Source organism: Mycolicibacterium grossiae (assembly GCF_008329645.1).
Classification (GTDB): Bacteria; Actinomycetota; Actinomycetes; order Mycobacteriales; family Mycobacteriaceae; genus Mycobacterium; species Mycobacterium grossiae.
The window spans coordinates 1,411,880-1,435,796 of sequence record NZ_CP043474.1 but is presented as its reverse complement, the minus strand read 5'-3'; the positions used below and the strand labels follow the sequence as shown (position 1 = coordinate 1,435,796).

Sequence of the window (23,917 nt, the reverse complement as noted above, 5' to 3'; positions counted from 1 at the left end):
GCCGCGGCACGACCGGCCTACACGCACCCCTCGGGAACTGAGAGCACCATCATGACGTCTGTCGAAGTACTGCCCCTGATCGCGCTGGTGGCGATGTTCGTGATCGCCACCTTCTTCCCGATCAACATCGGAATCCTGGGCTTCATCGGCGCCTTCGCCGTCGGGGCCTTCATGCTGGGATACGACGACAAGGAGATCCTCGCCGCCTTCCCCAGCTCGATCGTCCTCACGATCATCGGGGTGACGTACTTCTTCGGCATGGCGAAGAAGAACGGAACGATCGACCTCCTGGTCAACGCCTGCATCCGCGCCGTACGCGGTCGCGTCACGGTGGTGCCGTGGGTGTTCTTCTTCTGCGCCTCGGTCCTCACCGCGCTCGGCACCTTCAGCCCGGCGGCGGTGGCGCTGATCTCGCCGGCCGCAATGTCGTTCGCCGCACGCACCAAGATGAGTCCGCTCGTCATGGGCATCATGACGATCAACGGCGCGCATGCCGGCGCCTTCTCCCCCATCTCGGTGTCGGGCGTTCTGGTGTGCGACATCGTGGAGAACAGCGGTCTGAGCATCGATCCGTGGACGCTGTTCTTCGCCAGCTACGGCATCAACCTGCTGCTGTCGGTACTGACCGTCGTCGGTTACGCCACGCTGGCCCGCACCCGCCACCTCGAGTTCAGCGCCATGGGTTCCGCCGTCGAAGGCCCCGACGGCGGATCGGCCGGCGTCTCCCGCCTCGATCAGCCGCACCCGGCCCCGTCCGGCGGTGTCGGCGGCGGCGCCGCCACCGGGCTGCTCACCCGCCCCGTGCAGACAGATGTGCTGCTCGACGCCGCGCCGACGCCCGTGACCCGCGTCCAGAAGCTCACCCTGGCGTTGATCGGCATCGTCCTGGTTCTGGTCCTCGTCTTCCATCTCCCCATCAGCTTCATCGCCATCGCCGCCGGCGCCGTGCTGGCGTTCACCGACCTGTCCAAGCAGAACGAGGCCATTGCCGGGATCAGCTGGTCCACGGTGCTGCTCGTCGCCGGCATGGTCACCTACATCTCGGTGCTGCAGGAAATCGGCACCATCGACCACCTCGCCGAGATGGCGATCACCATCGGCGCACCCCTGCTGGTGGCCGTCGTGCTCTGTTACGTCATCGGCGTCACCTCCGCCTTCGCCTCGTCCACGGCACTGCTGACGGCCGTCATCCCGATGGCACTGCCGCTGCTGCACACCGGAGCGCTGCCCGTCGCCGGAGTGGTTGCCGCGCTGGCGATCTCCGCCACCGTGGTCGACGTGTCCCCGTTCTCGACCAACGGCGCGCTGGTGCTGGCCAATGCGCAGGGCATCGCCCGGCCGCGCTTCTACCGCCAGCTGCTGTTGAACGCGGGCATCGTCGTGGCGGTCGCCCCCGCCCTGTGCTGGCTGGTCCTGGTCGTCACGCCCGCCGTGCTCTGACCGACAGGGTTAAGCAGCCCTTCACCCCCGTCACGTTTTTCGTGATTGTCCTTCAACGTGATCACGGTGAGAGTGGAAGCACGTCCCCTCGCCGTGCGGAAAGGTCAGATCGAGATGTTCACCCTTCGCGCCACCTGGATGCGAGGCGGCACCAGCAAGTGCTGGTTGTTCAACGCCGTCGACGTCGACCCCCTCGTCGCTCAGGCCGGCGGCCTCGACGCCCTGCTGACGTCGGCCTTCGGTTCCGGCGACCCGCGACAGCTCGACGGCGTCGGCGGGGGCAGTTCCACCACCAGCAAGGCCGCCATCGTGCGCCGTTCACCGGCATCCGGAATCGACGTGGACTACCTGTTCGCCCAGGTGGCGATCGGTGACCGGCGCGTCGAATGGGGTAGCAACTGCGGCAACTGCGCCACCGCGATCGGGCTCTACGCCCTGCAGTGCGGTCTCGTGGCCGTCGCCGAGGACGTGACCACCGTGCGGATGCGCAACCAGAACACCGGCACGATCCTCACCGCAGAGATTGCCACGCCGGGCGGCGCCATTCCCACAGAGGGGAACGCCGCCGTGCCGGGGACGTCCGCGCTCGGCGTCCCGGTCGGACTGTGCTTCACCGGACTGTCGACCGACGCGCACGCCCTTCTGCCGACCCGCAACGCCGTGGACGTCGTCGCGGCCGGCGGTGTTCACCACGAGGGCACCCTGGTAAGCGCCGGAGCGCCCGCGGCACTGTTCGACGCGACGGCCCTCGGCCTCACTGGCTCCGAGGACAATGCGACGATTGCCGAGCACCTGCCGCTCCTGGTCACTCTGCGGCGCGAGTCCGCACTGCGAATGGGCCTCAGTACGCCGGACCAGCCGATCAGCCACGCCATCCCGAAGGTGGGGGTCATCGGCGTGCCGCGCGACTACCGCACCACGAGCGGTGATGTCGTCCGTGCCGACGACTACGACGTGTCGGTGCGCATGCTGTCGATGCTTGCACCGCACCCGGCGATCGGGCTGACGTCGGCCGTCGCCGTCGCGGCGGCGTCGACGGTGGCGGGCAGCGTCGTCGCGCGAGCGGTCAGCGCTTCCGGATCGGCGCATCGGCACGGAACCGACGGCCTGCGACTGGGCACGCCGGCCGGCGTCCTCCGCGTCGGTCTCGAGCGCGGTGCCGACGGTGGACTGCAGTCGGTGACGCTGCACCGGGCGGCGCGGCGCATCGCCACAGCCGAATTGTTCGTCGCCGCATCGTCACTCGCATCGTCCGTCCACTGACGGCACCGGGTGCGTCAGTCCAGCTCCGTGGCACTCACCGCGTCGAACACCGCCTCGAGCAGGGTTTCGAGGCGCTGGGTGCTGCGGGTGTTCAGTGCACGCGTCCCCACCACCCGTCTCATCAGCAACACCCCGCTGATGACCGACAACAGCACGTCGCCGCGGATTTGGCGCCCCGGAGCGGGAAGCCGGCCGGCCAGCCGGTGACCGACGTGGCGCTCGATGGCGTCGCGGACGATGTCGGCGGCGTCCGGGTTCGACACCGACTTCAGCAGGATCAGAAACGGCAGCATGTCGTCGGACGTCGCATCGGATCGCGCGACCAGGGCTTCGACGGCAGCCCGCCCGAGTGACTGGTCGCCCTCGGGAACGATCACTGGAGGGGCGAATGCGACGTCGACCGCCTCGGCGAACAAGCCCTGCTTGGAGCCGAAGTAGCGGTTGACGAGCATCGCCGTGACCCCGGCGTCGCCGGCGATCTCCCGCACCCCGATGCCGTCGTATCCGGCGCGCGCGAAACCCCGGATCGCCGCCTGCAGGATGGCGTCCCGCGTCGCCTCGGCGTTGCGTGGCCGGCGGGTCTCGGACGGCACGGCGTCAGCGTAGGGAATCGATCACTCCTTGTCTACGTCTGTATACGAAGCCGATGTATACGACCGTAGATGAGGAGCAGGCATGGACATGGGACTGACCGGCAAGCGCGCGCTGGTGACGGGGTCGAGTGCCGGTCTCGGCCGGGCGACCGCCGAGATGCTGGCCGCCGAGGGCGCTTCGGTCATCGTGCACGGGCGCGACCGCGCCAGAGCGGAATTCGTCGTCGCGGGCATCCGCGCCGCCGGCGGGGACGCCACCGCCGTGCTCGGCGACCTCGCCGATCCCGGAGCAGCCACGGAGGTCTGCGAGGCAGTAGGGGACGTCGACATCCTCGTCAACAACGCCGGGCGGTACGACGGACTGTCCTGGTGGGAACTGACCGACGAGGATTGGGTCGACGTGCACCAGGCGAACGTGATGTCGGGTGTACGCCTGATCCGGCACCTCGTGCCGGGCATGCGACGACGCGGCTGGGGACGCGTCATCCAGATCGGCGGCGGACTGGCTCTCCAGCCGGCCGCGGCCCAACCCCACTACGCGGCGACGCTGGCCGCTCGCCACAACATGGCCGTGTCACTCGCTCGGGAGCTGGCCGGCACCGGCGTCACCGTCAACGTCGTGGCGCCCGGTGCCATCCTCACCGACGCGACGCGCGTCATGGCCGAACGCGCGGCGGCCCATCATGGTTGGGGACCGTCCTGGGAGGACATCGAGTCGACGGCCTCACGGGAGTGGTTTCCCAACGACGTCGGCAGGTTCGGCCGACCCGACGAGATCGCGGCGGCCGTGACCTACCTCGCCAGCACGCACGCCGACTACGTCAGCGGTGCCGACCTTCGCGTCGACGGTGGCGTCGTGCGCGGCGTGTCCTGAGCGGGCGGCCGACCATGCTCGAATTGCGGATCTACACATTGGTGAGCACGCCTGCGATGTCCACCTACACCAACGAATTCTGGCCCCGCCACGCCGAAAGCCTGCTCGCCTTCGGCATCGTCGTGCGCGGCGTGTGGGCCGACGTCGGCACCGACGCGCGTCGCGTGCTGGCGATCGTCGAGTACCCGCCGGACGAGGACCCGGGAGAGGTCGCCGACCGGTATCGCCGGAGTCCCGCGTTCGCGTCGGACCACGCGCACTTCGACGCGTCCCTCATCGCGTCGACGGAGACGCGCCGCGTCGACTCCGTTCTCGACCGTCCGGCTCAGCGGGCGGGGAGATACTCGCGATAGAAGTCGGCGAGACGGTCGACGGCCTGATCGACGTATTCGGGAACGTCGTACATCTCGTAGTGCCCGGCACCCTCGACGACCATCAGGTCCACCGGATTCGGGGCCAGCTCCCAGAGTTTCATGCCCGCCTCGTAGGAGCCGGTGACGCCCTTGCGGCCGGCGACGATCACCTGCAGCGGCTGGGTCATGAGCTGGTCGACGAGGTGAAAGGCGTCGTAGCCCAACAACAGTGCGTCACTGCGGGCGAGGCGCCGGTTGGTCGAGCCGGGATGTCCGCCGCGCGGCGTGCGGTAGTAGGTGATCGCCTGGGTGTTGTCGATGTCGGTGATGCCGGCGGCCGCGGCGTCTTCCAGCGTGTCGGGGAGCCAGTTCAACCGGGTCTCCTTTCCGGCCCGCACTTCCTCGGTCCGCGCCGCCGCGAGGGCGTCGAGAGCGGCAGCGGGTCCGTCGGGAGCGAAGGCGGGGGACCGCCAGGACTCGCCCATGTTGCCGGCGACCACGGTGCCGACGGCACGGATGCGGTGATCGGTGCGTGCGGTGTGCACGGCGTAGCCGCCCCCGGCGCAGATCCCGAGAACGCCGATGCGGTCGGCGTCCACGCCGGGCTCGAGCGTCAACGCGTCGATGGCGTACGAGATGTCCTCGCCGCGGCGGTAGGGGTCCTCGAGATCGCGCGGTTCGCCGCCGCTCGCCCCCTGGTACGCAGGATCGAAGACCAGTGCGGCGATCCCGCGCGCCGCGAGTCGGGATGCGTAGTTGGCACCGATCTGTTCCTTGACGCTGCTCCCCGGCGTGGAGAGGACGACCACCGGGTACGCGTCAGACTCCTCGTCGGGCAGGTGGAGCACCGCCGCGAGGTCGAAGGGCCCACGAGGGATGGACATGGTCTTGGTCGCCACGGGTCACTGCCTTCCGGGTGAGGTCTCGCCTTTCGGGTGTGGTCCGATCGTGCAACCACGTCGACGCCGAATCGCTTCCGTCGTCACCGCACGACGTCGATCCCCTCGCCGACGAGGATCCCGCGGAGACAGAGATCGAGAATCGGATACGCTGCCGCGGCCATCGCCGCCACGACGAAAGCGGAGCCCATGCCCGAATGGCCGGACAGCGCCAGCCACCGCGCGTGGCTCGACGCCCACACCCGTCATCTCCTCGCCTTCGGCAGGAACACCGCCGATGCCCGCGGCGGCGCCCACTGGCTCGACGGCGACGGACGGCCTGACCGCTCGAAGCCGATGCACACCTGGATCACGGCGAGGACGACGCACGTGTACGCGCTCGGTAGCCTGCTCGGCGTGCCGGGCTCGGCGTCGATCGCAGAGGCGGCGCTGGTGGGCTTGACGAGCCGACTGCACGACGACGCGCACGGCGGCTGGCATCCGTCGGTCTCCCACGACGGCCGACCGGCCGACGGCAAGGCCTGCTACGACCACGCTTTCGTCCTTCTCGCCGCGGGTTCGGCGGTGCAGGCTGGCCTCGCCGGCGCGGCGGACCTGTTGGCGGAGGCGCAACGGGTGTTCCTCGATCGGTTCTGGTCCGACGCCGACGGGCGCTGCGTCGACGAGTGGGACACCGCCTTTTCCGCCGTCGAGCCGTACCGCGGCATCAACGCGAACATGCACGCCGTCGAGGCGATGCTCGCAACGGCGTCGGTGACGGGCGAGCGGGCGTGGCTCGCGCGTGCCGATCGCGTCTGCCGCTTCGTCGCCGACATCGCGGGCTCCCACGAGTGGCGCATCCCCGAGCACCACGACGACACCTGGCAGCCGGACCTCGACCTCAACCGCGACCAGCCCGATCACCCCTTCAAGCCGTTCGGCGCCACCATCGGCCACGGATTCGAGTGGTCACGACTGCTGGTGCACCTCGACGCGGCGCTCGGCTCGGGCGACGGGTCCCTCGTCGAGGCCGCCGAGAGACTGTTCCAGCGAGCCGTCACCGACGGTTGGGCGGCCGACGGCGCACCGGGCTTCGTCTACACCACCGACTGGTCGGGCACCCCGGTGGTCCGCGACCGGATGCACTGGGTCGCGGCGGAGGCGATCGGTGCGGCAGCGGCGCTGCACCGCAGGACCGGTCGCCCCGAGTACGCGCAGTGGTACCGACGGTGGTGGGACTACGCCGACGCGTACCTCATCGATCACGTCCGAGGGTCATGGCGTCATCAGCTCGACCACGCCAACCACCTCGCGTCCAGCGTGTGGGAGGGCAAGCCCGACCTGTACCACGCCGTGCAGGCGACCCTGATCCCCCGGCTGCCGCTCTACCCGATGCTCGCGACCGCCGTCGACGAGGGTCTGCTGGCCTAGCGGTTCACGGGCCTTGGGCCCACGACGCGGGCTACTCTGCGCGCGTGCTGCACTTGCGCGTCATCGCGCCGCAATCGCGAACCGACGACGTCATCGCCCTGCTCCGCGCGGAGGTCGGCGTGGCTCACCTCGTGGTGCACCGCGGCGCGGCGCTGGAACCCGAGGGTGACGAGATCACCGCGGACATCGCCCGCGAGTGCGCCGACGGACTCGTGCAGGAGTTGAAGCGCCTGGGCATCCAGCGTTCCGGCGCCATCACCCTCGACGTCGTCGATACCGTGCTGTCGACCGCCGCGTACCGGGCCGAGGAGGAAGCCGAGGGCGATCCCGCCGATGCCATCGTCTGGGACGAATTGGCCGAGCGGACCCGCGACGAGTCCCGACTCAACGTCACCTTCGTCGCATTCCTCTGTCTGGCGTGCCTCATCGCCGCGGTCGGCGTGGTCACCGACTCGCCGGTCACCGTCGTCGGGGCCATGGTGGTGGGCCCCGAGTTCGGGCCGCTCGCCGCGCTGGCCGTCGCCATCGTGCGCCGTCGTGGCGACCTCGCCCGCCGCGCGGTCTCGGCTCTCCTGATCGGATTTCCGGTCGCGATGCTGCTGACGGCCGGGGCCACGCTCGGGGCCGAGGCGCTCGGGTGGGTGACGCTGCAGGACACCAGTCAACTGCAGGACGTCGACTTCATCTTCCAGATCGGGCCGCTGTCCCTCGCCGTGGCGCTGCTCGCCGGCGCCGCGGGGATGCTGTCGCTCGTCTCGGCGAAGTCCGCCGCCCTCGTCGGCGTGTTCATCTCGGTGACCACGGTTCCCGCCGCAGGCTTCGCGGTGATCGCCGCGACGATCGGTGACTGGGCGGTCGCCGCGGAGTCGACCGCGCAGTTGGCGCTCAACCTGGTGGGCATCGTGGTCGCCGGTGTCCTGGTGCTGTGGCTCCATCGGCGCCACGGCCGACTCGGCTCCCGGCGCGCGGCGGCACGCTAGGCACGCGATGAGCGCGCCCGACGATCGGGCACGATGGGACCCGTGGACGTTCTGGTGGTCGGGGGCGGGCCTGCGGGCGTGGCGCTGGCGGCCGCGTGCAGCCGCGTCGGTCTGACGACCGGCTTGGTCGACCCTGCCCCGGACCGGCCATGGGCGGCGACCTACGGGATGTGGAGTCGCGAGATACCGGCCGATCTGCCGACCTCCGTCGTCGCGGCGCGCGCTGCCGGCCGAGCGATCGCCCTCACCGAGCACCGATTGGGCTGGGAGTACGCCGTCCTCGACGTCCCCGCCCTACGACACCACTTCCACGACCAGCTCTCGGCGGTGGCGATCCACGCCGGGCGCGCCGTCGGTTCGCCCGCACCGGGCGTGGTCGCCTTGGCCGACGGGTCCGAGCTGCGGGCGTCGGTCGTCGTCGATGCCGGAGGTCGGTGGCGACCACTCGACGGGCGTCCGACGGCGCGGGCCGCCGCCGCTCAAACGGCTTACGGATTGGTCCTCGACGAGGACGCCGCAGCGCCGCTGCACCGGCCCGGTGACGCGCTGTTCATGGACTGGCGCGCCGACCACGGTGAGTTGGGCTGGCCGACCTTCCTCTACGTCATCCCGCTCGGCGGCGGGCGGGTGCTGGTCGAGGAGACGTCTCTGGCGCGCCGGCCGGGACTGCCGATGTCGACGCTGCGTCGACGGCTGCACACCCGCCTGGCCCACCACGGCGTCGCCCTGCCGAACGACGTTGTCTCCGAACGGGTGTCGTTCCCCGTCGACCAGGTGCGGCACCGCGGCTCCGGCGCGCTCGGCTTCGGCGCCGCGGCGCCGCTCGTGCATCCCGCCACCGGATACAGCCTGGCCGCCTCCCTGCGGCTCGCCCCCCGGGTTGCCGACGCGATCGCCGCGCACCTCCCCGGCGGCCCGGACCGCGCGCTCGCCGCTGCCCAGCGCACCGTCTGGTCGCGGGGCGCGAAGATCGTGCACCGGTTCCGGCGGATCGGCCTCGAGGCGCTCCTGCGGATGCCTCCAGACGACGTCCCCGGCTTCTTCGAGCAGTTCTTCGGCCTGCCCGACGAGCATCGCTGGACGTACCTCACCGCCCGTGACGACGTCCGCGGCATCGTCACCGCGATGAACTGCCTCTTCCTGCAGTCGAGCGGCCGGTTGCGCGGCCACCTGGTCACGTCGGCGGTACGTCGACCGGTGGTCACCAACGACGCGGTGGCCGTGTCCTGACGTCCGCGCGGCGAGGCGCAGAGGTCAGAGCCGGGCCGTCCGGATGAGGTCGGCGCCCTTCTCGGCGATCGCGACCGTCGCCGCATTCGTGTTGGTCGCGACGATGCGCGGCATGATCGACGCGTCGACCACGCGGAGCCCGACCAGTCCCCGTACCCGCAACTCGGGGTCCACGACCGCCTCCGGTCCGGTGCCCATGGCGCAGGTACCGACGGGGTGGTAGTAGGTGCTGGTGGCGCGGGCGAGGTAGGCGCGCAACGCCGCCTCGTCCGTGACGTCCGGCCCCGGCAGGACCTCGCGACCGCGCCATCCGCCGAAGGCGTTGCGCTGCCCGACGTCCCGCGCCACCTGGAGGCCGTGCGCCATCCGGCGAACGTCGGCGTCGGCACCGAGGTAGTTCGGATCGATGAGGGGCGGACTCGCGGGGTCCGCCGAGGCGAGGCGGACCGATCCACGCGCCTCGGGCACGGTGGACACCGCGATCGTGAAGCCGTTCTCCGGTGCGGCGAGATGCGGCGGATGGAACGGCACGTGAATGAACATCAGCTGCATGTCGGGTCCGTCGGACGACCCGCTGCGCCACAGCACCGACGCCTCGGCGAGGTTGTTCCGCCCGGGCGGAACGGCTCTCGAGGCCTCGTAGGTCACCCCGCAGAGCGGGTGGTCGTGCAGGTTGCGGCCCACGCCGGGAAGATCGTGTACGACCGCGACGGACACGTGATCGAGTTCCGCTGCCGGGCCGACACCGGAGAGCAGCAGCAGGCGTGGTGAGTCGACGGCGCCCGCGCTGAGTACCACCTCGACCTCCGCCTGGACGTGAACGAGTTCGTCGCCACGAACGAACTCGACTCCGACGCAGCGGTTTCCGGCGAACAGCAGGCGGCGCGCCCGCGAGGACGTCGACACGACGAGGTTCGGCCGCGTACACGACGGATGCAGGTACGCGGCCGCGGTGCTCTGCCGGGTGCCCCCCGTGATGGTCAGGTCGTGCCAGCCCGCACCCTCCGGGTGCGCACCGTTGAAGTCCTCGGTCCGGGGGAAGCCCGCCTCCGCCGCGGCGTCCAGGAACGCCTGCGACAGCGGATGAGCCCCGGACGCGGGGGCGGGACGCAACGGCCCCTCCGTCCCGCGGTACCGGGGGTCGCCGCCGGTCACGGTCTCCATCCGCCGGAAGTAGGGCAACAGACCGGTGTGATCCCAGCCCGTGCACCCAGCGTCGGCCCAGCCGTCGAAGTCACGCGGATGCCCCCGCAAGTGCACCATCGCGTTGAGGTTGCCGCTACCGCCGACCACGTGGCCGCGCGGCCATCCGTGTACGGCGCCGTCGGTATGCCGTTGCGGGACGGTCTGGTAGGCGTAGTCGACGTCGGTGCCCCACAGGGACGGCCAGGCCGGCGGGACGGCGATCTCGGGTCGGGTGTCTGCCGGACCGGACTCCACCAGCAGCACCCGGACGTCGGGGTCCTCCGAGAGGCGTGCGGCGAGCACGCACCCGGCCGACCCGGCGCCGACGACCACGTAGTCGTACCCGCCCGCCTCGGTGTGTTCGCGTGTCATGGCTCCACTATGGAGCTTCCCGTAACCGGAAGGTCGAGGCGTCGTCCTCCGATCGGGGGACCCCGCGGTTCCCCCGCCTCATCCACCGGTCGCCCGACAGACCCGGGCCCACATCCGCGACATAGTCATCTCATCACCGGAACACACCGGACGCAGAGCCGAAAGGCTCACCGAGACAGAAGGATCGACATGACCACCACCGCCCGCTACTTCATCCTCCCCACCCTTGCCCTCCCCGTCCTCGCCCTCGCCATCTCCGGCGCCGCCGCCCTCGTCGCCACCGGCATTGCCAACGCGTCCACCGGCCCCGGCGGCCAGGACCCCACCGGCCCCGGCTACTCCTACTCCCCGCAGACCCACGCCCACCCCGCACCGTCGGCCAAGCCCGGCTGGCACGGCAACCACGGCCCTGCCTACATCGCCCACCTCACCGGCGCCGACCAGGCCTGAGCCGCCCGAACCCGAGACCCCTTCCCGCGCCCCCGGGGAGGGGTCCCGTCGTGGGGACGCCGCCTACGCTGGCTCCATGACCTCAGCACCGCAGATGCACGTCGCCAGCCTGCACCGCTACCCCGTGAAGTCGATGCTCGGGGAGACCGTGGCGACGCTCGACATCGGTTACGGCGGCGCCGAGGGCGACCGCCGGCTCGCCCTGATCGACGAGGAGACCGGACGCGTCGCCAGTGCCAAGCAGGCGCGACTCTGGCGCCACCTGTTGAAGTGCTCGGCACGCATCGACGACGGGCGGGTGCGCGTAAGTCTTCCGGACGGGGCGGAGGTGTCCCCCGGCGACGCGGCGTTCGACGACGCGCTGTCCGACCTGCTCTCCCGTCCCGTGCGGCTGGCCCGGCAACGTCCGCCCGGAGCGAGTGTCGAACGCGCCGACCCGGACCTGGTGCTCGCGCACGGGCTCGACGCGGAGGTCGACGCGCCGCTGCTCGAGCTGTCCGAGGGAACGCCGGGCGAGTCGTTCGTCGACCTCGCACCGCTGCACGTCATCACCGAGGCCACGCTCGCCCACATCGGCATCGACGCCGAGCGCTACCGGCCCAACATCGTCATCGCCACCCCTGCGGGTCATCCGCCGTACACGGAGAACGAGTGGACCGGCCGGACGTGCACCGTCGGAACGGTCCGGCTGCGCGGCATGGGTCCCACACCGCGGTGCGTGATCCCGACGCTGGAGCACGGCGACTCCGAGCGCGCCCCGAGCGCCCTGCGGACACCCGCCGCGGAGAACCTCGTCGACTCCTTCGGCCTGGGCCGGCTGCCGTGCGCCGGCGCCTACCTCGAGGTGATCGCCGAAGGCACCGTCGCACTCGAGGATTCCTTCGTCCTGGACTGAGTCCGCGTCGCGACTTCCCCGTCGGACGGCCCGACGCCGCAACGCGTTTCCATCGCGTTACGAGTTCCCGCCCCTCTTGTTTTATTTCGGACGCCCGCCTAACTTACGAGCTACGGCGCTGCTCCCCCGGTGTGCTCGACGACCGCGTGATCCCGAGTTGCAGTTCTCAGCCGACGACGACCCGTCCTGCGACGCTCCGGAGGAGATACCCGATGTCAGCACCCGCACCCGACGCCGCGGCCCCCAGTGGCACCTCGGCGCCGTACGCCCCCGCGGAACCGACGCACTTCAAGGCCAACCTCGGGACGAGCCGGGTGGCCCTCCTGGTCGTCGCGTGCGCCGCCCCCCTGGGATCGGTCATCGGCAACACGCCGATCGGATTCACCCTCGGCAACGGGGCGGGGCTGCCGATCGTCTTCCTGGTCGCGGGCCTGGTGCTCGGGTGCTTCGCGGCCGGGTACGTGGCCATCAACAGGGCGGTCCCCGGCGGCGGGGGCTTCGCGCGGTACGTACACGCCGGCTTCGGCCCCGGCGCGGGTTTGGGGGCCGCTTACGCAACGACACTGGCCTACGGCGCCGGGACCATCGGAATCACCGCTGCCGCAGGGTACTTCGCCGATGTCATCGCCCAGGGACACGGGTTGCACCTGCCCTGGTGGGTCTACTCCGTCGTCGCCATGGTGATCGTCGGGGCGCTGGGTCGGCATGCCGCCGACCTCAGCGCCACCGTGCTCCTCGTCATGATCGTCGCCGAGTTCGCGATGCTGGTCGTCCTCGACGTCCTCATCCTGGCGCACAGCGGCATCTCCGCGCTGCCGCTCGACGTCTTCTCCCCGGAGCACGTCTTTTCCGGCAGCATCGGGCCGGCCCTGATGATCGCGTTCACGTCGTTCATCGGCATCGAGTCGGCCGTCATCTACGCCAACGAGGCGCGCAATCCCGGCACGACGGTGCCCCGCGCGATCTACCTTTGCGTCGGGGTCATCTCGGTGTTCTACTTCCTCACCATCTGGCTCATCGTCGGGTCGGTCGGCGTCGACGAGATCGGCCCCCGGGCCGACGAGGCGCAGGGCGACCTCCTGTTCGTGCTCTCCGGTGAGCAGGGCGGCAGCGTGCTCGCCACGCTGATGCAGATCTTCTTCCTCACCAGCGTGCTGGCGTCGCTGGTGGCCCTGCACAACGCGACGACGCGGTACCTGCAGACGATGGGCACGCAGGGCACGATGCCGAAGTTCCTCGGCGTCCTGCACTCCCGCACGCAGGGGCCCGCGCGCGCGAGCGAGGCGCTGTCGCTCCTGACCGCCGCCCTGGTCGCCGTGTTCGCCCTCGTGGGGGCCGACCCCTACCTCGGCATCTACACCAGCCTCGGCGGGCTGTTCACCGTCGGCATCGTCGCCATGCAGGGCGCCGTCGCCGTGACCGTGGTCGTCTTCTTCCGTCGACGCCGGGACGGCCGAATCTGGAAGACCCTGGTGGCGCCCGCCATCGGAGCCGTGGGACTCCTCACCGCCACTGCGTTGATCATCGCCAACTACTCGGTGCTGACCGGTACGGAGGACACCATCCCGAACCTGCTGCCGTGGTCGATCCCCCTCGCGTTCGCCGTCGGATTCGTGGTCCGCCGCCTCCGGCGCGGCGCCGTCGTCGACTTCGATCCCGCACCGCCGTCACGGCAGCCGGCGTGACGGCGCCGGCACGCGCGCCGTGGGGCGCGGTGGCGGTGGTCGGCCCCCACATCGTCGACGTCCTCGGCCGGCCGGTGTCCGAGATCCCCGCCGGCCAGGGCAGCGCACGCCTCGAGGAAATCCGGCTCACCGTGGCGGGAACCGGTGGCGGAGCGGCGGTCGACCTGGCCAAGCTGGGGTGCCGGGTGTCCTCCTTCGCCGCCATCGGCGACGACGTCCTCGGACATCTCCTCACCTCCCAACTGCGCGCCCACGGCGTCGACGTCGACGGCCTCGTGGTGCGACGCGACCAGGTCACGTCCGCGACGATCCTGCCGATCCGACCCAACGGAGATCGGCCGGCGTTGCACGTCCCCGGGGCGACGCCGACGCTCGTGGCCGCCGATCTCGACACCGGTGCCCTCCTGGCAGCGGACGCCGTCCTGCTCGGCGGGCCGGAGACCACGCCGCGGCTGTGGGAACCCGACGGCATCGCGATCCTCGAGGCGGTGCACGCAGCCGGCACGCCGATCTTCGTCGACCTGTTGCACCCACGCCCGACACCATGGCGATGCTCGCCCCGCTGCTGCCGATGGTGGACTGGTTCATGCCCAACGACCTGCAACTGCGGGGTCTGACCGGTTGCGACGACCTCGTCGACGCGGCGGGGGCGCTGCTCGCCCGAGGCGTCGGCGGCGTCGCCGTGACGGTCGGCGAGCACGGTGCGCTTCTGGTCCGACCGGGTACGGGCCCCGTGACGGTGCCGGCGTTCCCGACGACCGTCGTTGACACCACCGGCTGCGGGGATTCGTTCAACGCGGGGATGATCACCGGTGTGCTCGCCGGATGCGCGGTGGAGGACGCGGCGCTGATCGGTTGCGCCTGCGGGGCTCTGGTGGCGACCGGTCTCGGCTCCGACGCCGGCATCGACGACCTGTCTGGCGTCCTCGCGCTCATCGACACCCACCATCCCGACGTCGCCGACCGCATCCACCGCACCCTCGACCAGCACACCGCGCGCGCGGGTGTCGCGCTCGAGTCTTGAACCCGCCGCCACGAAAGGCAGAACGACCATGACCACGCACGTCGACGCGGGCACCGACCCGCGTCACCGCACCGTCGACACCGACCTCCGCCGTCGGGCCGCCGCCGTCGTGCCCAACGGCATGTATGGCCACCTCGACATGCGGACCTTTCCGGCGATCCCCCAGTTCATCGCCCGCGCACGTGGTGCGCGCCTGTGGGACGTCGACGGCAACGAGTACGTCGACCTCATGTGCAGCTGGGGACCGGTGATCCTGGGCCACGCCGATCCCGTCGTCGAGGAGGCCGCCGAACGCCAACGCCGACAGGGCGATTGCCTCAACGGTCCCGCTCCTGTCATGGTCGAGCTGGCCGAGGCCCTGGTCCGTACCGTGGCCCATGCCGACTGGGCGATGTTCGCGAAGAACGGCACGGACGCAACGACCATGTGCTGCACCATCGCTCGAGCCGCCACCGGCCGTGACGCGATCCTCGTCGCCGCGGGCGCCTACCACGGCGCCGCGCCGTGGTGCACCCCGTTCCCCGCGGGCGTCACCGCCGCAGACCGCGCGAACCTCCTGCACTACCGGTTCAACGACATCGCCTCCATCCGCGCGGCCGTCGGGGACAAGACCGACCGCGTCGCCGCCATCATCGTCAGTCCGTTCCGCCACGACGCGGGATTCGACCAGGAACTCGTCGACCCGGCCTTCGCGCGGGACGTGCGGGCGTACTGCGACGAGATCGGCGCAGCGCTCATCCTCGACGACGTCCGCGCCGGCTTCCGCCTCCACCACGGCGGCAGCTGGGAGCCGCTCGGCGTCCACCCGGACCTGACGCCGTGGAGCAAGGCCATCGCCAATGGCCATCCCCTGGCCGCCGTCACGGGAACCGACCGCTACCGCGAAGCGGCGGGCAGCATCTTCGTCACCGGCTCGTTCTGGATGGGCGCGGTGGCCATGGCCGCCGGCCTCGCCACGCTGGGAGAACTCGAACGGCGCGACGCGGTGGCCCACATGAGCGAACTCGGCGGGCAGCTCCGCACGGGCGTCCTCGACAGCGCCGCACGGTGGGGATTCGACGTCACCTACACCGGCCCGGCGCAGATGCCCAACCTCGCGTTCCGCGACGACGTCGATCACGCCCTCGCGATCGCCTTCAGCGCCGAAGCCCAAGCGCGTGGGGTCTACGTCCACCCCAAGCACAACTGGTTCGTCTCGGCCGCGATGACGTCCGACGATCTCGACATGGCTCTCGGCGGTCTCGACGGCGCCTTCGCCGCACTGCGGGCCCGGCACCCGCAGCACGGCGCCCGATGACACCAGACGTTTCCGGCCTCGACGACGCGCGCAGCGACCTCGCCGCCCGCTGCCGGGAGCTGGCGGCGCAGGGGCTGGCGCTCGCCGGCGCGGGCAACGTCAGCACCCGTACCGGCGAGCACGTCCTGATCACCCGGTCGGGGTTGCGCTTCGACACCGCGCACCCGGACGACATCACCGTCCTGACCCGCTCGGGTGCGGTCCTCGACGGGGCCCGGCCGTCGTCGGAGACGGGGCTGCATCTGGGCATCTACGAGCGGACGTCGGCGACCGCCGTGGTCCACACCCACGGCCGCAGTTCGGTGGCCGTGGGCCTGGTGTGCGACCGGATGCCGCTGGTGCACTACAACCTGCTGCGACTGGGCGGCAGCATCCCGACCGTTCCCTACTTCCTCTTCGGTTCCGACGAACTCGCCGACGCGGTCGGGAAGGCCGTCGGCGAGGGGTTTTCGACGGTGCTGCTGCGCAACCACGGTGCCGTGAGCACCGCCCATTCCGTCGGCGAGGCCGTCGAACACGCCTGCCTGCTCGAGTGGCTGTGCGACGTGTACCTCGCGGCGCGCAGCATCGGTTCTCCCGCTCTGCTCTCCGACGCGGATCTCCAGGCGGTCGCCGCGCAGTCCCGACGACTGTCCTACGGCTCCTGACCGGCGCGAGGCGCACACCGTCACCGTCCTGCGGCCTCCGGTCGGTCGTTGCCGCCGCGTCCTAGACTCGGTCCGACGCCGATCGCCGAGGGGAGCCGATGCCGAAGATCGTCGACCACGACGAACGCCGCGAGGAGATCCTGCGCGCCGCCATCCGCGTGATCGAGAGCGTCGGCCTCGACAACACCACGACACGTGCCATCGCCCAGGAGTGCGGCTACTCCAACGGAGTCCTGAGCCACTACTTCCAGGACAAGGACGACATCCTGCGGTCGATCCTCAGCAAGACGCACCGCGAGTTCATGGAGCGGGTGGCCCGCAGCATGCGCGGCAAGGACGAGTTCGGGCGGCTGTGGGCGCTGCTGCTGCAGAACCTTCCCCTCGACGACGACCGGCGGGTCGAGACGCTGATGGAGATCACCTTCTGGCCGCGCGCCCTCTCCAACCCCGCCCTGCGGGAATTCCAGGTGGAAGCGGCCAGCGATCTGCTCGCGCGGCTCCGCGAACTCATCGCCGACGTCCGCCGCGTCGGTCTGCTCGACAGCGACCTGACCGATGCCGCCATCGCCGAACTGCTCATCGCGGTCATCGACGGCCTGTCCGTGCACGCCGAACTCTTTCCGAAGCGCCTTCCCGCGGCCTATCAGAAGAAGCTGATGCGAATGCAGTTGACGGCGTTGGGTTTTGCCGAGACGACGTAGCCGGGCGGCTTGCGGTCCGCGGACGATAGATCTCGCCCGGCTGCGTGAAACGTCTAGATTGGGTAATCAGTGGGCGCAGCGTTGACCCCGCTCCCGTGGATCACCGCCTGGTCGGAGGAAATGAATGCGTCGACAACTGAAGAAGTCGCTGGCGACGGCGACGGCGATCGCCGGTGCGGTGGTTCTGCTCAGCGGCTGCGAAGCCCGCGTCTGGGGTGCGCCACCGGCCGCCGATGACACCTCGCCCGCCGTCACCGGGCCGGCGCCCGCACCGGCGCCGCCCGCAGCCCCGCCCGGCGAGCCGGTCGCATCGTTCGACGGTCTGGACGCCCGCGTCCGACAGGCGACTGCCGATGCCGCCGCATCGGGCGCCGACATCGAGGCGGTCGTCATGGACCGCACCACCGGGCAGACCGTGTCCAACGGCGTCGCGAAGCCCTTCCCCATCGCGTCGGTCGTCAAGCTCTTCATCGCCGACGACCTCCTGCTGCGCGAGTCGCAGGGGCAGGCGACGCTGTCGGACGCCGATCGCCGATCGCTCGACGTGATGCTGCGTTCCTCCGATGACAGCGCGGCGCAGACGTTCTGGGATCGCAGCGGCGGCAACGCCGTGATCGCCCGCGTCAAGGCGAGGTACGGCCTGCCGGGTACGACGGCACCGTCCAACGGACACTGGGACGTCACGACGAGCACGGCCGCCGACCTCGTTCGCTACTACGACATGCTCCTCGACGGCACCGGCGGACTGCCGCCCGAACAGACCAACGTCATCCTCGGCAACCTCGCCCAGTCGACACCGACGGGCACCGATGGGTATCCGCAGCGCTTCGGCATCCCTGAGGGTCTGTACGCCGAGCCGGTCGCGGTGAAGCAGGGCTGGTTCTGCTGCTGGAACGGTGGCAACCAGCTGCACGTCTCCACCGGCGCGATCGGGCCGGACCGTCGTTACGTGATGGCGATCAGTTCGCTCGAGCCGGACGACGCCGCGGCGGCACGCGCCACCATGACCCAAGCCGTCAAGACCATGTTTCCGGGAGGGAAGGTCTAGCCGGACCGTCGCCGTCAGTCCTTCAGGTGTGGGCCGAGAAGCGTCGACCATGCGCGGTCCAGCTTGAACCACTCGTCCTCACAGCGTTCCGCGCGGCGCTCGGGCAGCATGCCCTGGTCGACGAGGTAGGCCTGGCCCTCCGGGTCGGCGCCGTACACCCAGCACAGCAGGTTGAACTTGCGCGTCTCGTTGAGTGAGTGCTCGTCGGCGAATGCATCGTCGTCCACCTCGTCCTCGAGCTGTCCGTAGTAGTCCCATTCCCGGGCGGAATCGACGACGGCCTTCACGTCGTCCGGATCGAGTGTCCCGTCGTCGTCGGGCTGTAGCAGCATGAAGGCGGCGAGTTGATCGGCGACGTCCTCCTCGCGACCCGTCGCCGGGAGGTCGTACAGATCGATGGTCATGTGACCCATCTCGTGGAAGAACGTCGCGATCTCGACGCCGACCGCGGACGCGACGGGATCGACGTCCCCGGCCTTGGTGAAGATGTCGAGCCCGGACATCGGATCCTCGTAGCAGATCGTCATCGCGCGATCCTCGGGACTCCAGAACGCATTCGGTTCGTCGCACTGCGCACCGATCAGCTGGATGTCCTGCGGCAGCTTCAGCAGGTCGTCGGCGTCCTGCGCCATGGTGTCGAGGACCTGATTGTCCTGCAGCAACTTTCGGCCATCGATGGCTTCCTGGCTGGTGGCCTCGTCCCACCGGACGATCATGCGGCCATCGGCCGGTTCGGGTGCCGCCGCGTCGGCCTGCACCGCGGTGGTCGCCGGTCCGGGCCGCTCGGCGGTGACCTCGGACGGGCCGGCGGCGTCGTCGCTGCTGCATCCCGCCAGCAGGACGGCGCACACGGCAAGGGGCCACAGCGGCCGGCCCGCCCAGATGCGTTGGGTGGTCATCTCTCCCTCAGGGTTATTGACGCGCGCGATGGTTCGGCGCCTCCCGAGGATAGGCAACGGGCTGCGGGATGGGGGCGTGTTCGCGAAGGGACGTGGACTATCGACGGGCCCCCCGCGGTTGTAGCTGAGCAGTGGCCGGCGCGACGAACGACGGCGGCGCGTGCAGGAAGGTGCCAACGTGCGAATCGGAATCATCGGAGCAGGGCTGATCGGCGGGACGTTGACGCGGCGTCTGCGGGAACTCGGCCATGACGTGGCGGTCGCCAACTCGCGCTCGCCCGAGACGCTCGGCGATCTCGCCGCCGAGACCGGCGCGACGGCGGTGTGGGCGAAGGATGCGGCCCGCGACGCCGACCTGGTGATCGTCAGCATCCCGCAGAAGAACGTGCCCGACCTGGCGACGGGCATCGTCGACGAACGCCGTCCGGGCGCGCCCGTCATCGAGACGAACAACTACTACCCGCAGCAGCGCGACGGCCGCATCGACGCGATCGAGGACGGGATGGTGGAGAGCCAGTGGGTCGCCGAGCAGATCGGCGCGCCGGTGTACAAGGTGTTCAACGGCATCTGGTGGAAGCACCTCCTGGAGAGCGGGAAGCCCCACGGCACGGCAGGTCGCATCGCGCTGCCCGTCGCGGGCGACGACGGACCCGGCCGCGACCTGGTGCACGACGTCGTCGACGCGTTGGGCTTCGATCCGGTCGACGCCGGGCCCATCTCGGAATCCTGGCGGCAGCAACCCGGTTCGCCGGTCTACGGCAAGGACCTCGATGCCGACGGGACCCGCCGAGCGCTCGCCGCTGCCTCGCCGGAACGCACCGCGGAATGGCGCGCCACGTAGCGCCGCAGCCCTACCCTCAGCGGCATCAATCCGTCACGACGATGTCGGCCAGCCCGTGCGGGTCGTGGCGGTCGATGTGGTCGCGCTCCTGTGCCGCCCAATGGTCCCAGTGTGCGGCCAGCGTGTCGCCGTCCCGTCGGAGCGCACGTTGCTTGCGGATGGGCTCCGCGCACTCGACCCAGATCGCGACGTCCGCAAGCGCCCGCGTGGCGGGCGTGAGCGCCCCGCACCCCTCGACGATGAGCGGCCGGTCGTGTGCGACGGTGTGCCACTCGGCGGGCGACGAGGTGACCCAGCTCCACCGCTGCCACCGACCAGCATCTCCCCGGCGCCGCGGCGAAAGTAGCTCCGCGCGCACGTGTTCCGCGCCGGCCAGCAGGCCGTCCCACCCCGGGTAGACGGCGTCGAGGTGCACCACGACGCTGCCGGGCCAGCGGCGTTTCAGGTGCCGGGCGAGCGTGGTCTTGCCGGCACCGGAGCGTCCGTCGATCAGGACGGTGCTCGCTGCCACGCGCACGAGGTGGCGACCGATCGCGTCAACGTCCAATGCAGTCAGCGTCCAATGAAGTTCCAGTGCCCGCTCAGCACCGATGCGCCGACGGCCGTGGCCGCGATGACGACGCCCGCGGCGATCAACGCCGCGTCCCGCGCGTGCAGCGACGACGGACGTGCCCAGGTCCGCGTCGGATGGGCGCCCAGGCCGCGGGCCTCCATGGCGGTGGCCAGCATGGAGCCGCGCCGGATCGCAGACACCAGCAGCGCGAAGGCCTGGCCCGCGGTCCGGCGGACGCGGGCGTGGTCGCCCACGCCCCTGGCGCGGCGGGCATGCCCGATGGTGCGCCAGTCGTCGCCGAGGATCCCGACGAGACGGATTCCCGCCAACGCGCCGAGGACGAAACGCGACGGCATCCGCAGGACCTGACCGAGCGCGTCGGCCAGTTCGGTCGGATCGGTACCGATGAACAGGGCCACCGACGGTAGCGCGATCGCCAGTACCCGCAACAGCGTCGCCAGTGACAGGTCGATGGATCCGTCGCTGACGGTGACGAGCAGGAAGTGCCAGTGGATCGTCCCCGACGGCTGTCCGTACAGCAGGATGGTGAGCGCCGTCAGCACGGCCGCGAGCCCAAGCGGCACCAGGCGACGGACCAACGCGCGCAACGGGATTCGCAGAACGGCGATCACCAGGACCTCGAGGACGAGCGCCGTCGATGAAGACACCCAGTCGACGCTGAGGACGAGCGCGCCGGCGATGATCGCCGTGGCCGCCAGCGTCGCGACGGGGTTGACGCGCCGAGTACGGCTCGTCGGCGGCGCCGTCACGACGCCACGGCCGGCGCGGGCTGCGCCGGCAGGTCGATGCGTCGATCGGCCAGCACCTCGACGAGGTCGAGGTCGTGGGTGCCGGCCACCACCGCGATGCCATCGTCAGCGGCGGCCGCCAACAGTCGGACGAGTTCCTCCCAGGTGGTGCGGTCCTGGCCGAAGGTCGGTTCGTCGAGCACGACGACCCGCGGCCTGGTGGCGAGCACGGTCGCCACGGAAAGTCGGCGCTTCTCGCCACCGGAGAGGGTGTAGGGATTGGCGTCGGCGAGGTGGGCCAGCCGAAGCCGTCCGAGGATCTCGTCGACGACGCCGGTGACCGCCGCGTCGGAACGCCGCAGCGCACGCGGTCCGAGCGCCACCTCGTCGCGCACCCGACCGGTGAGGAACTGGTGCTCGGGATCCTGGAAGACGCTGCCGATGCGGGTGAGCAGTTCGCGCGAGCGCCACCGGGCCGGGTCGCGTCGCCGCGGGTGCGGCGCCAGGTCGGCGGCCGCCTCCAGGCGGCCTCGCCGCGCCGGCAGTAGACCGCCGAGCGTCAGCGCGAGCGTGGACTTGCCGACGCCGTTGGGCCCGGTGATGACCGTCGTCGTGCCCGAGGGGATGTCGACGTCGAGACGGTGCCGCAGGGACGGGGCACCCGGCTGGCCCACCTCGAGTTCGGACGCGGTCAGCTGACTGTCCCGGTCGGTGCGGCGGGTGCGGGTGAGCTGGGGCAGTGCGCCACCGGGCACCCAGACGCCGGCAGAGGTGAGGTGCTCGCGTTCGCGGGTAACCGTCTCGTCCGGCGGCCCGTCGGCGATGACTTCGCCCGCGGCGCCGAGCACCACCACGCGGTCGACGACGGGCAACCAGACCGACGTGCGGTGTTCGACGACGACGAGCGTGGCGCCGGTGCGCGCTGCGGCGACGGCGACGGCGTCGCGGACCTCGAGGACGCCCTGCGGATCGAGGTTGGCCGTCGGTTCGTCGAGGAGGATCACCCCGGGTGCCATGGCTAGGACACCGGCAAGTGCGAGGCGCTGCTTCTGCCCGCCCGACAGCGCCGACGTCCGGCGGTCGAGCGGGAGGTGCAGCCCGACCGCGGCGAGGCTCTCGGCGACCCGGGGCCAGATCGCCTCCCGGGGTACGCCGAAGTTCTCCATGCCGAAGGCGACGTCGTCACCGATGCGCGGCAGGATGACCTGGCCGTCGGGATCCTGCAGGACCATGCCGATGCGCTGCCGGTTCTGCGCGGGCGGTGCGCCGTCGACGAGCAGCTGCCCCGTCTGGTGACCGTCTTCGCTGCCGCCGAGGAGGCCGGCGAGGCCGAGTAGGACGGTCGACTTGCCCGAGCCGGACGCTCCCAGCAGCAGCACCCGCTGCCCGGGTGCGACGACGAGGTCGAGCCCGGAGATCGTCGGGCGTGCACGTCCCGCGTGCTGCCATCCCCAGTCGCGGGCCTCGATCCGGGCGCCGCCCGCATGGTGCGGACGCGGCGGAGTCACGAGGGGTCGGCTTGGCGGACCTGACGGCCGGAAGCGAAGCGCGACAGCGCGCCGGTACGGGCCAGGGCGCGCACGACGAACCACGACACCACCCCGGCGAGGACGGCACCAGATGCGATCCCGGCGATCGTGTAGACCGCCGCAAAGGCTGCCGTCGAGCCGGGGTACCAGAGGATCAGGTCGTTGATCGCCATCGCCAACCCCGCCGCCGCACCGGAGAGCGCCGCGGTGGGCAGCCCCCACCGTCGATAGAGGAACAGGGCGAAGACGAGTTCGGCTGCCAGGCCCTGCACCAAGCCGGACTCCAGGGTCAGGATCCCCCACTGATTGCCCACCAGCGCCGAGAGCGATGCGGCCACCATCTCGCCGTACAGTGCCGCGCCCGGTTTGCGCACGACCAGCGCGGTGAGCACACCGGCGAAGAGCCAGCCGCCGCCGAGCAGGGCATTGAGGCCCGGCAGGACCGCGCCCAACGGTGCGCTGATCGGATTGACGGCGACGTTCCAGAGCACGAACACCAGTCCCGACGCGACGGCGAGGACGCTTGCGACGACGATGTCGATCACCCGCCAGCGAGGTGTGCGGCGGGTGCCGTCGTGCATCGAGCCCAAGGACGTCGTCATCGCTTCACTCCCTACGCCGGCATGACCCGGTCAGGTTCGTACGGTCGACGGCCCAGCCGTCCTCTCAGCGCGCCCGTTGCGCGCTCCCGTGTGGTGTCACGTCCGAATGTAGGCCACGACCACGCGCGCGGCGACGTCCGGCCGGCCGCGGCGGTGTCGTGGTTTGGATCGGGGCCATTCCGGTAATCGTGATGCGGTGATGAGGGGTATAGCGCTGGTGATGGTGAGTGTGGCCGCGGCGGCGTTGGCGGTCGTCGGTTATCTCACCGGTGCGGCGACGATGACGCTGGCCGCCACGGTCGCGGCGGCACTGCTGGCGGCCACGGGACTGTTCGTGGCGAATCGCGCGGACGCCGCTGCTGTCGACGAGCCGTTGGCTCCTGCGACCAGCTGACGTT

General features: G+C 70.8%; 26 protein-coding genes and 1 riboswitch. Of the genes, 18 read left to right on the top strand and 8 right to left on the bottom strand.

Annotated elements, in window-relative coordinates:
* Window positions 1–51: 51 nt before the first annotated feature.
* Both FZ046_RS06925 and FZ046_RS06920 read left to right on the top strand, forming a co-directional pair.
* A complete protein-coding gene (locus FZ046_RS06925) occupies window positions 52–1,440 on the top strand; it encodes an SLC13 family permease (RefSeq protein ID WP_070352013.1) in 1,389 nt (462 codons plus the stop codon).
* Window positions 1,441–1,578: 138 nt separating this feature from the next.
* Window positions 1,579–2,703, top strand: a complete 1,125-nt coding sequence (locus FZ046_RS06920; protein WP_246183014.1) for a PrpF domain-containing protein — start codon at window positions 1,579–1,581, stop codon at window positions 2,701–2,703.
* Window positions 2,704–2,717: 14 nt separating this feature from the next.
* Here FZ046_RS06920 and FZ046_RS06915 read toward each other — a convergent pair whose 3' ends face one another.
* On the bottom strand, window positions 2,718–3,296 hold the full coding sequence (locus FZ046_RS06915; RefSeq protein WP_070351953.1) for a TetR/AcrR family transcriptional regulator: 579 nt from the start codon (window positions 3,294–3,296) through the stop codon (window positions 2,718–2,720).
* Window positions 3,297–3,378: 82 nt separating this feature from the next.
* Here FZ046_RS06915 and FZ046_RS06910 point away from each other — a divergent pair, with 82 nt between their 5' ends.
* Window positions 3,379–4,170: an SDR family NAD(P)-dependent oxidoreductase gene (locus FZ046_RS06910; RefSeq protein ID WP_070351952.1), complete on the top strand. Its 792-nt coding sequence runs from the start codon at window positions 3,379–3,381 to the stop codon at window positions 4,168–4,170.
* 56 nt (window positions 4,171–4,226) lie between these two features.
* On the top strand, window positions 4,227–4,523 hold the full coding sequence (locus FZ046_RS06905) for a hypothetical protein (RefSeq protein WP_149484221.1): 297 nt from the start codon (window positions 4,227–4,229) through the stop codon (window positions 4,521–4,523).
* On the opposite strand, the gene FZ046_RS06900 is transcribed toward FZ046_RS06905, so the two are convergent.
* Complete coding sequence (locus tag FZ046_RS06900; RefSeq protein WP_211372268.1) at window positions 4,496–5,422, bottom strand: alpha/beta hydrolase; 927 nt, start codon at window positions 5,420–5,422, stop codon at window positions 4,496–4,498. The genes FZ046_RS06905 and FZ046_RS06900 overlap by 28 nt on opposite strands.
* A 189-nt stretch (window positions 5,423–5,611) precedes the next feature.
* On the opposite strand from FZ046_RS06900, the gene FZ046_RS06895 reads away from it, so the two are divergent.
* Genes FZ046_RS06895 through FZ046_RS06885 form a run of 3 tightly spaced genes read left to right on the top strand, consistent with a single transcriptional unit; the run spans window position 5,612 to window position 9,042 of the window.
* Window positions 5,612–6,832 (top strand): AGE family epimerase/isomerase, encoded by a 1,221-nt coding sequence (locus FZ046_RS06895; protein WP_070351950.1) that lies wholly within the window; start codon window positions 5,612–5,614, stop codon window positions 6,830–6,832.
* Between the two features lie 44 nt (window positions 6,833–6,876).
* A complete protein-coding gene (locus tag FZ046_RS06890; RefSeq protein WP_070351949.1) occupies window positions 6,877–7,812 on the top strand; it encodes a DUF389 domain-containing protein in 936 nt (311 codons plus the stop codon).
* A gap of 33 nt (window positions 7,813–7,845) precedes the next feature.
* Entirely contained in the window at window positions 7,846–9,042 is a 1,197-nt protein-coding gene (locus tag FZ046_RS06885; RefSeq protein ID WP_070351948.1) for a lycopene cyclase family protein, read from the top strand.
* Window positions 9,043–9,066: 24 nt separating this feature from the next.
* Here FZ046_RS06885 and FZ046_RS06880 read toward each other — a convergent pair whose 3' ends face one another.
* Window positions 9,067–10,599 (bottom strand): GMC family oxidoreductase, encoded by a 1,533-nt coding sequence (locus FZ046_RS06880; protein ID WP_149484220.1) that lies wholly within the window; start codon window positions 10,597–10,599, stop codon window positions 9,067–9,069.
* A 189-nt stretch (window positions 10,600–10,788) separates the two neighbouring features.
* Here FZ046_RS06880 and FZ046_RS06875 point away from each other — a divergent pair, with 189 nt between their 5' ends.
* The 9 genes from FZ046_RS06875 (at window position 10,789) to FZ046_RS06840 (ending at window position 18,346) form a co-directional block, all read left to right on the top strand.
* Window positions 10,789–11,049 (top strand): hypothetical protein, encoded by a 261-nt coding sequence (locus FZ046_RS06875; protein WP_070351946.1) that lies wholly within the window; start codon window positions 10,789–10,791, stop codon window positions 11,047–11,049.
* Window positions 11,050–11,125: 76 nt separating this feature from the next.
* Entirely contained in the window at window positions 11,126–11,944 is an 819-nt protein-coding gene (locus FZ046_RS06870) for an MOSC domain-containing protein (protein WP_070351945.1), read from the top strand.
* A gap of 212 nt (window positions 11,945–12,156) precedes the next feature.
* Window positions 12,157–13,629: an APC family permease gene (locus FZ046_RS06865; RefSeq protein ID WP_070351944.1), complete on the top strand. Its 1,473-nt coding sequence runs from the start codon at window positions 12,157–12,159 to the stop codon at window positions 13,627–13,629.
* A complete protein-coding gene (locus tag FZ046_RS27645; RefSeq protein ID WP_070351943.1) occupies window positions 13,626–14,246 on the top strand; it encodes a carbohydrate kinase family protein in 621 nt (206 codons plus the stop codon). The genes FZ046_RS06865 and FZ046_RS27645 overlap by 4 nt, the downstream gene beginning before the upstream one ends.
* Entirely contained in the window at window positions 14,174–14,653 is a 480-nt protein-coding gene (locus FZ046_RS27640; protein ID WP_070351942.1) for a carbohydrate kinase family protein, read from the top strand. Before FZ046_RS27645 ends, FZ046_RS27640 begins: the two co-directional genes overlap by 73 nt.
* A gap of 28 nt (window positions 14,654–14,681) precedes the next feature.
* On the top strand, window positions 14,682–15,950 hold the full coding sequence (locus FZ046_RS06855; protein ID WP_070351941.1) for an aminotransferase class III-fold pyridoxal phosphate-dependent enzyme: 1,269 nt from the start codon (window positions 14,682–14,684) through the stop codon (window positions 15,948–15,950).
* Window positions 15,947–16,597 (top strand): class II aldolase/adducin family protein, encoded by a 651-nt coding sequence (locus FZ046_RS06850; RefSeq protein WP_070351940.1) that lies wholly within the window; start codon window positions 15,947–15,949, stop codon window positions 16,595–16,597. The genes FZ046_RS06855 and FZ046_RS06850 overlap by 4 nt, the downstream gene beginning before the upstream one ends.
* A gap of 98 nt (window positions 16,598–16,695) precedes the next feature.
* The gene (locus tag FZ046_RS06845) at window positions 16,696–17,298 is read left to right on the top strand and encodes a TetR/AcrR family transcriptional regulator (protein WP_070351939.1); all 603 of its coding nucleotides are present in this window, start codon (window positions 16,696–16,698) and stop codon (window positions 17,296–17,298) included.
* A 124-nt stretch (window positions 17,299–17,422) separates the two neighbouring features.
* Window positions 17,423–18,346 (top strand): serine hydrolase family protein, encoded by a 924-nt coding sequence (locus tag FZ046_RS06840; RefSeq protein ID WP_070351938.1) that lies wholly within the window; start codon window positions 17,423–17,425, stop codon window positions 18,344–18,346.
* A gap of 14 nt (window positions 18,347–18,360) precedes the next feature.
* Here the strand turns inward: FZ046_RS06840 and FZ046_RS06835 are convergent, their stop codons facing one another.
* Complete coding sequence (locus tag FZ046_RS06835) at window positions 18,361–19,245, bottom strand: DUF4344 domain-containing metallopeptidase (RefSeq protein ID WP_083298043.1); 885 nt, start codon at window positions 19,243–19,245, stop codon at window positions 18,361–18,363.
* Between the two features lie 178 nt (window positions 19,246–19,423).
* On the opposite strand from FZ046_RS06835, the gene FZ046_RS06830 reads away from it, so the two are divergent.
* Window positions 19,424–20,086, top strand: coding sequence for an NADPH-dependent F420 reductase (locus tag FZ046_RS06830; RefSeq protein WP_070352009.1), 663 nt, complete (start codon window positions 19,424–19,426; stop codon window positions 20,084–20,086).
* 25 nt (window positions 20,087–20,111) lie between these two features.
* On the opposite strand, the gene FZ046_RS06825 is transcribed toward FZ046_RS06830, so the two are convergent.
* From FZ046_RS06825 to FZ046_RS06810, 4 genes are all read right to left on the bottom strand, one after another.
* Window positions 20,112–20,597 (bottom strand): AAA family ATPase, encoded by a 486-nt coding sequence (locus tag FZ046_RS06825; RefSeq protein WP_246182916.1) that lies wholly within the window; start codon window positions 20,595–20,597, stop codon window positions 20,112–20,114.
* 41 nt (window positions 20,598–20,638) lie between these two features.
* Window positions 20,639–21,409 (bottom strand): energy-coupling factor transporter transmembrane component T family protein, encoded by a 771-nt coding sequence (locus FZ046_RS06820; protein WP_070351936.1) that lies wholly within the window; start codon window positions 21,407–21,409, stop codon window positions 20,639–20,641.
* On the bottom strand, window positions 21,406–22,896 hold the full coding sequence (locus tag FZ046_RS06815) for an ABC transporter ATP-binding protein (RefSeq protein WP_070351935.1): 1,491 nt from the start codon (window positions 22,894–22,896) through the stop codon (window positions 21,406–21,408). Before FZ046_RS06815 ends, FZ046_RS06820 begins: the two co-directional genes overlap by 4 nt.
* Window positions 22,893–23,519 carry an ECF transporter S component gene (locus FZ046_RS06810; RefSeq protein WP_070351934.1) on the bottom strand — a complete coding sequence of 209 codons (627 nt, stop codon included), beginning with the start codon at window positions 23,517–23,519 and terminating at the stop codon, window positions 22,893–22,895. Before FZ046_RS06810 ends, FZ046_RS06815 begins: the two co-directional genes overlap by 4 nt.
* Window positions 23,511–23,619: riboswitch (TPP riboswitch) on the bottom strand. It overlaps the preceding gene by 9 nt.
* Window positions 23,620–23,715: 96 nt before the next feature.
* On the opposite strand from FZ046_RS06810, the gene FZ046_RS06805 reads away from it, so the two are divergent.
* Window positions 23,716–23,913, top strand: coding sequence for a hypothetical protein (locus FZ046_RS06805; RefSeq protein ID WP_125939676.1), 198 nt, complete (start codon window positions 23,716–23,718; stop codon window positions 23,911–23,913).
* The last annotated feature ends 4 nt before the right edge of the window (window positions 23,914–23,917 follow it).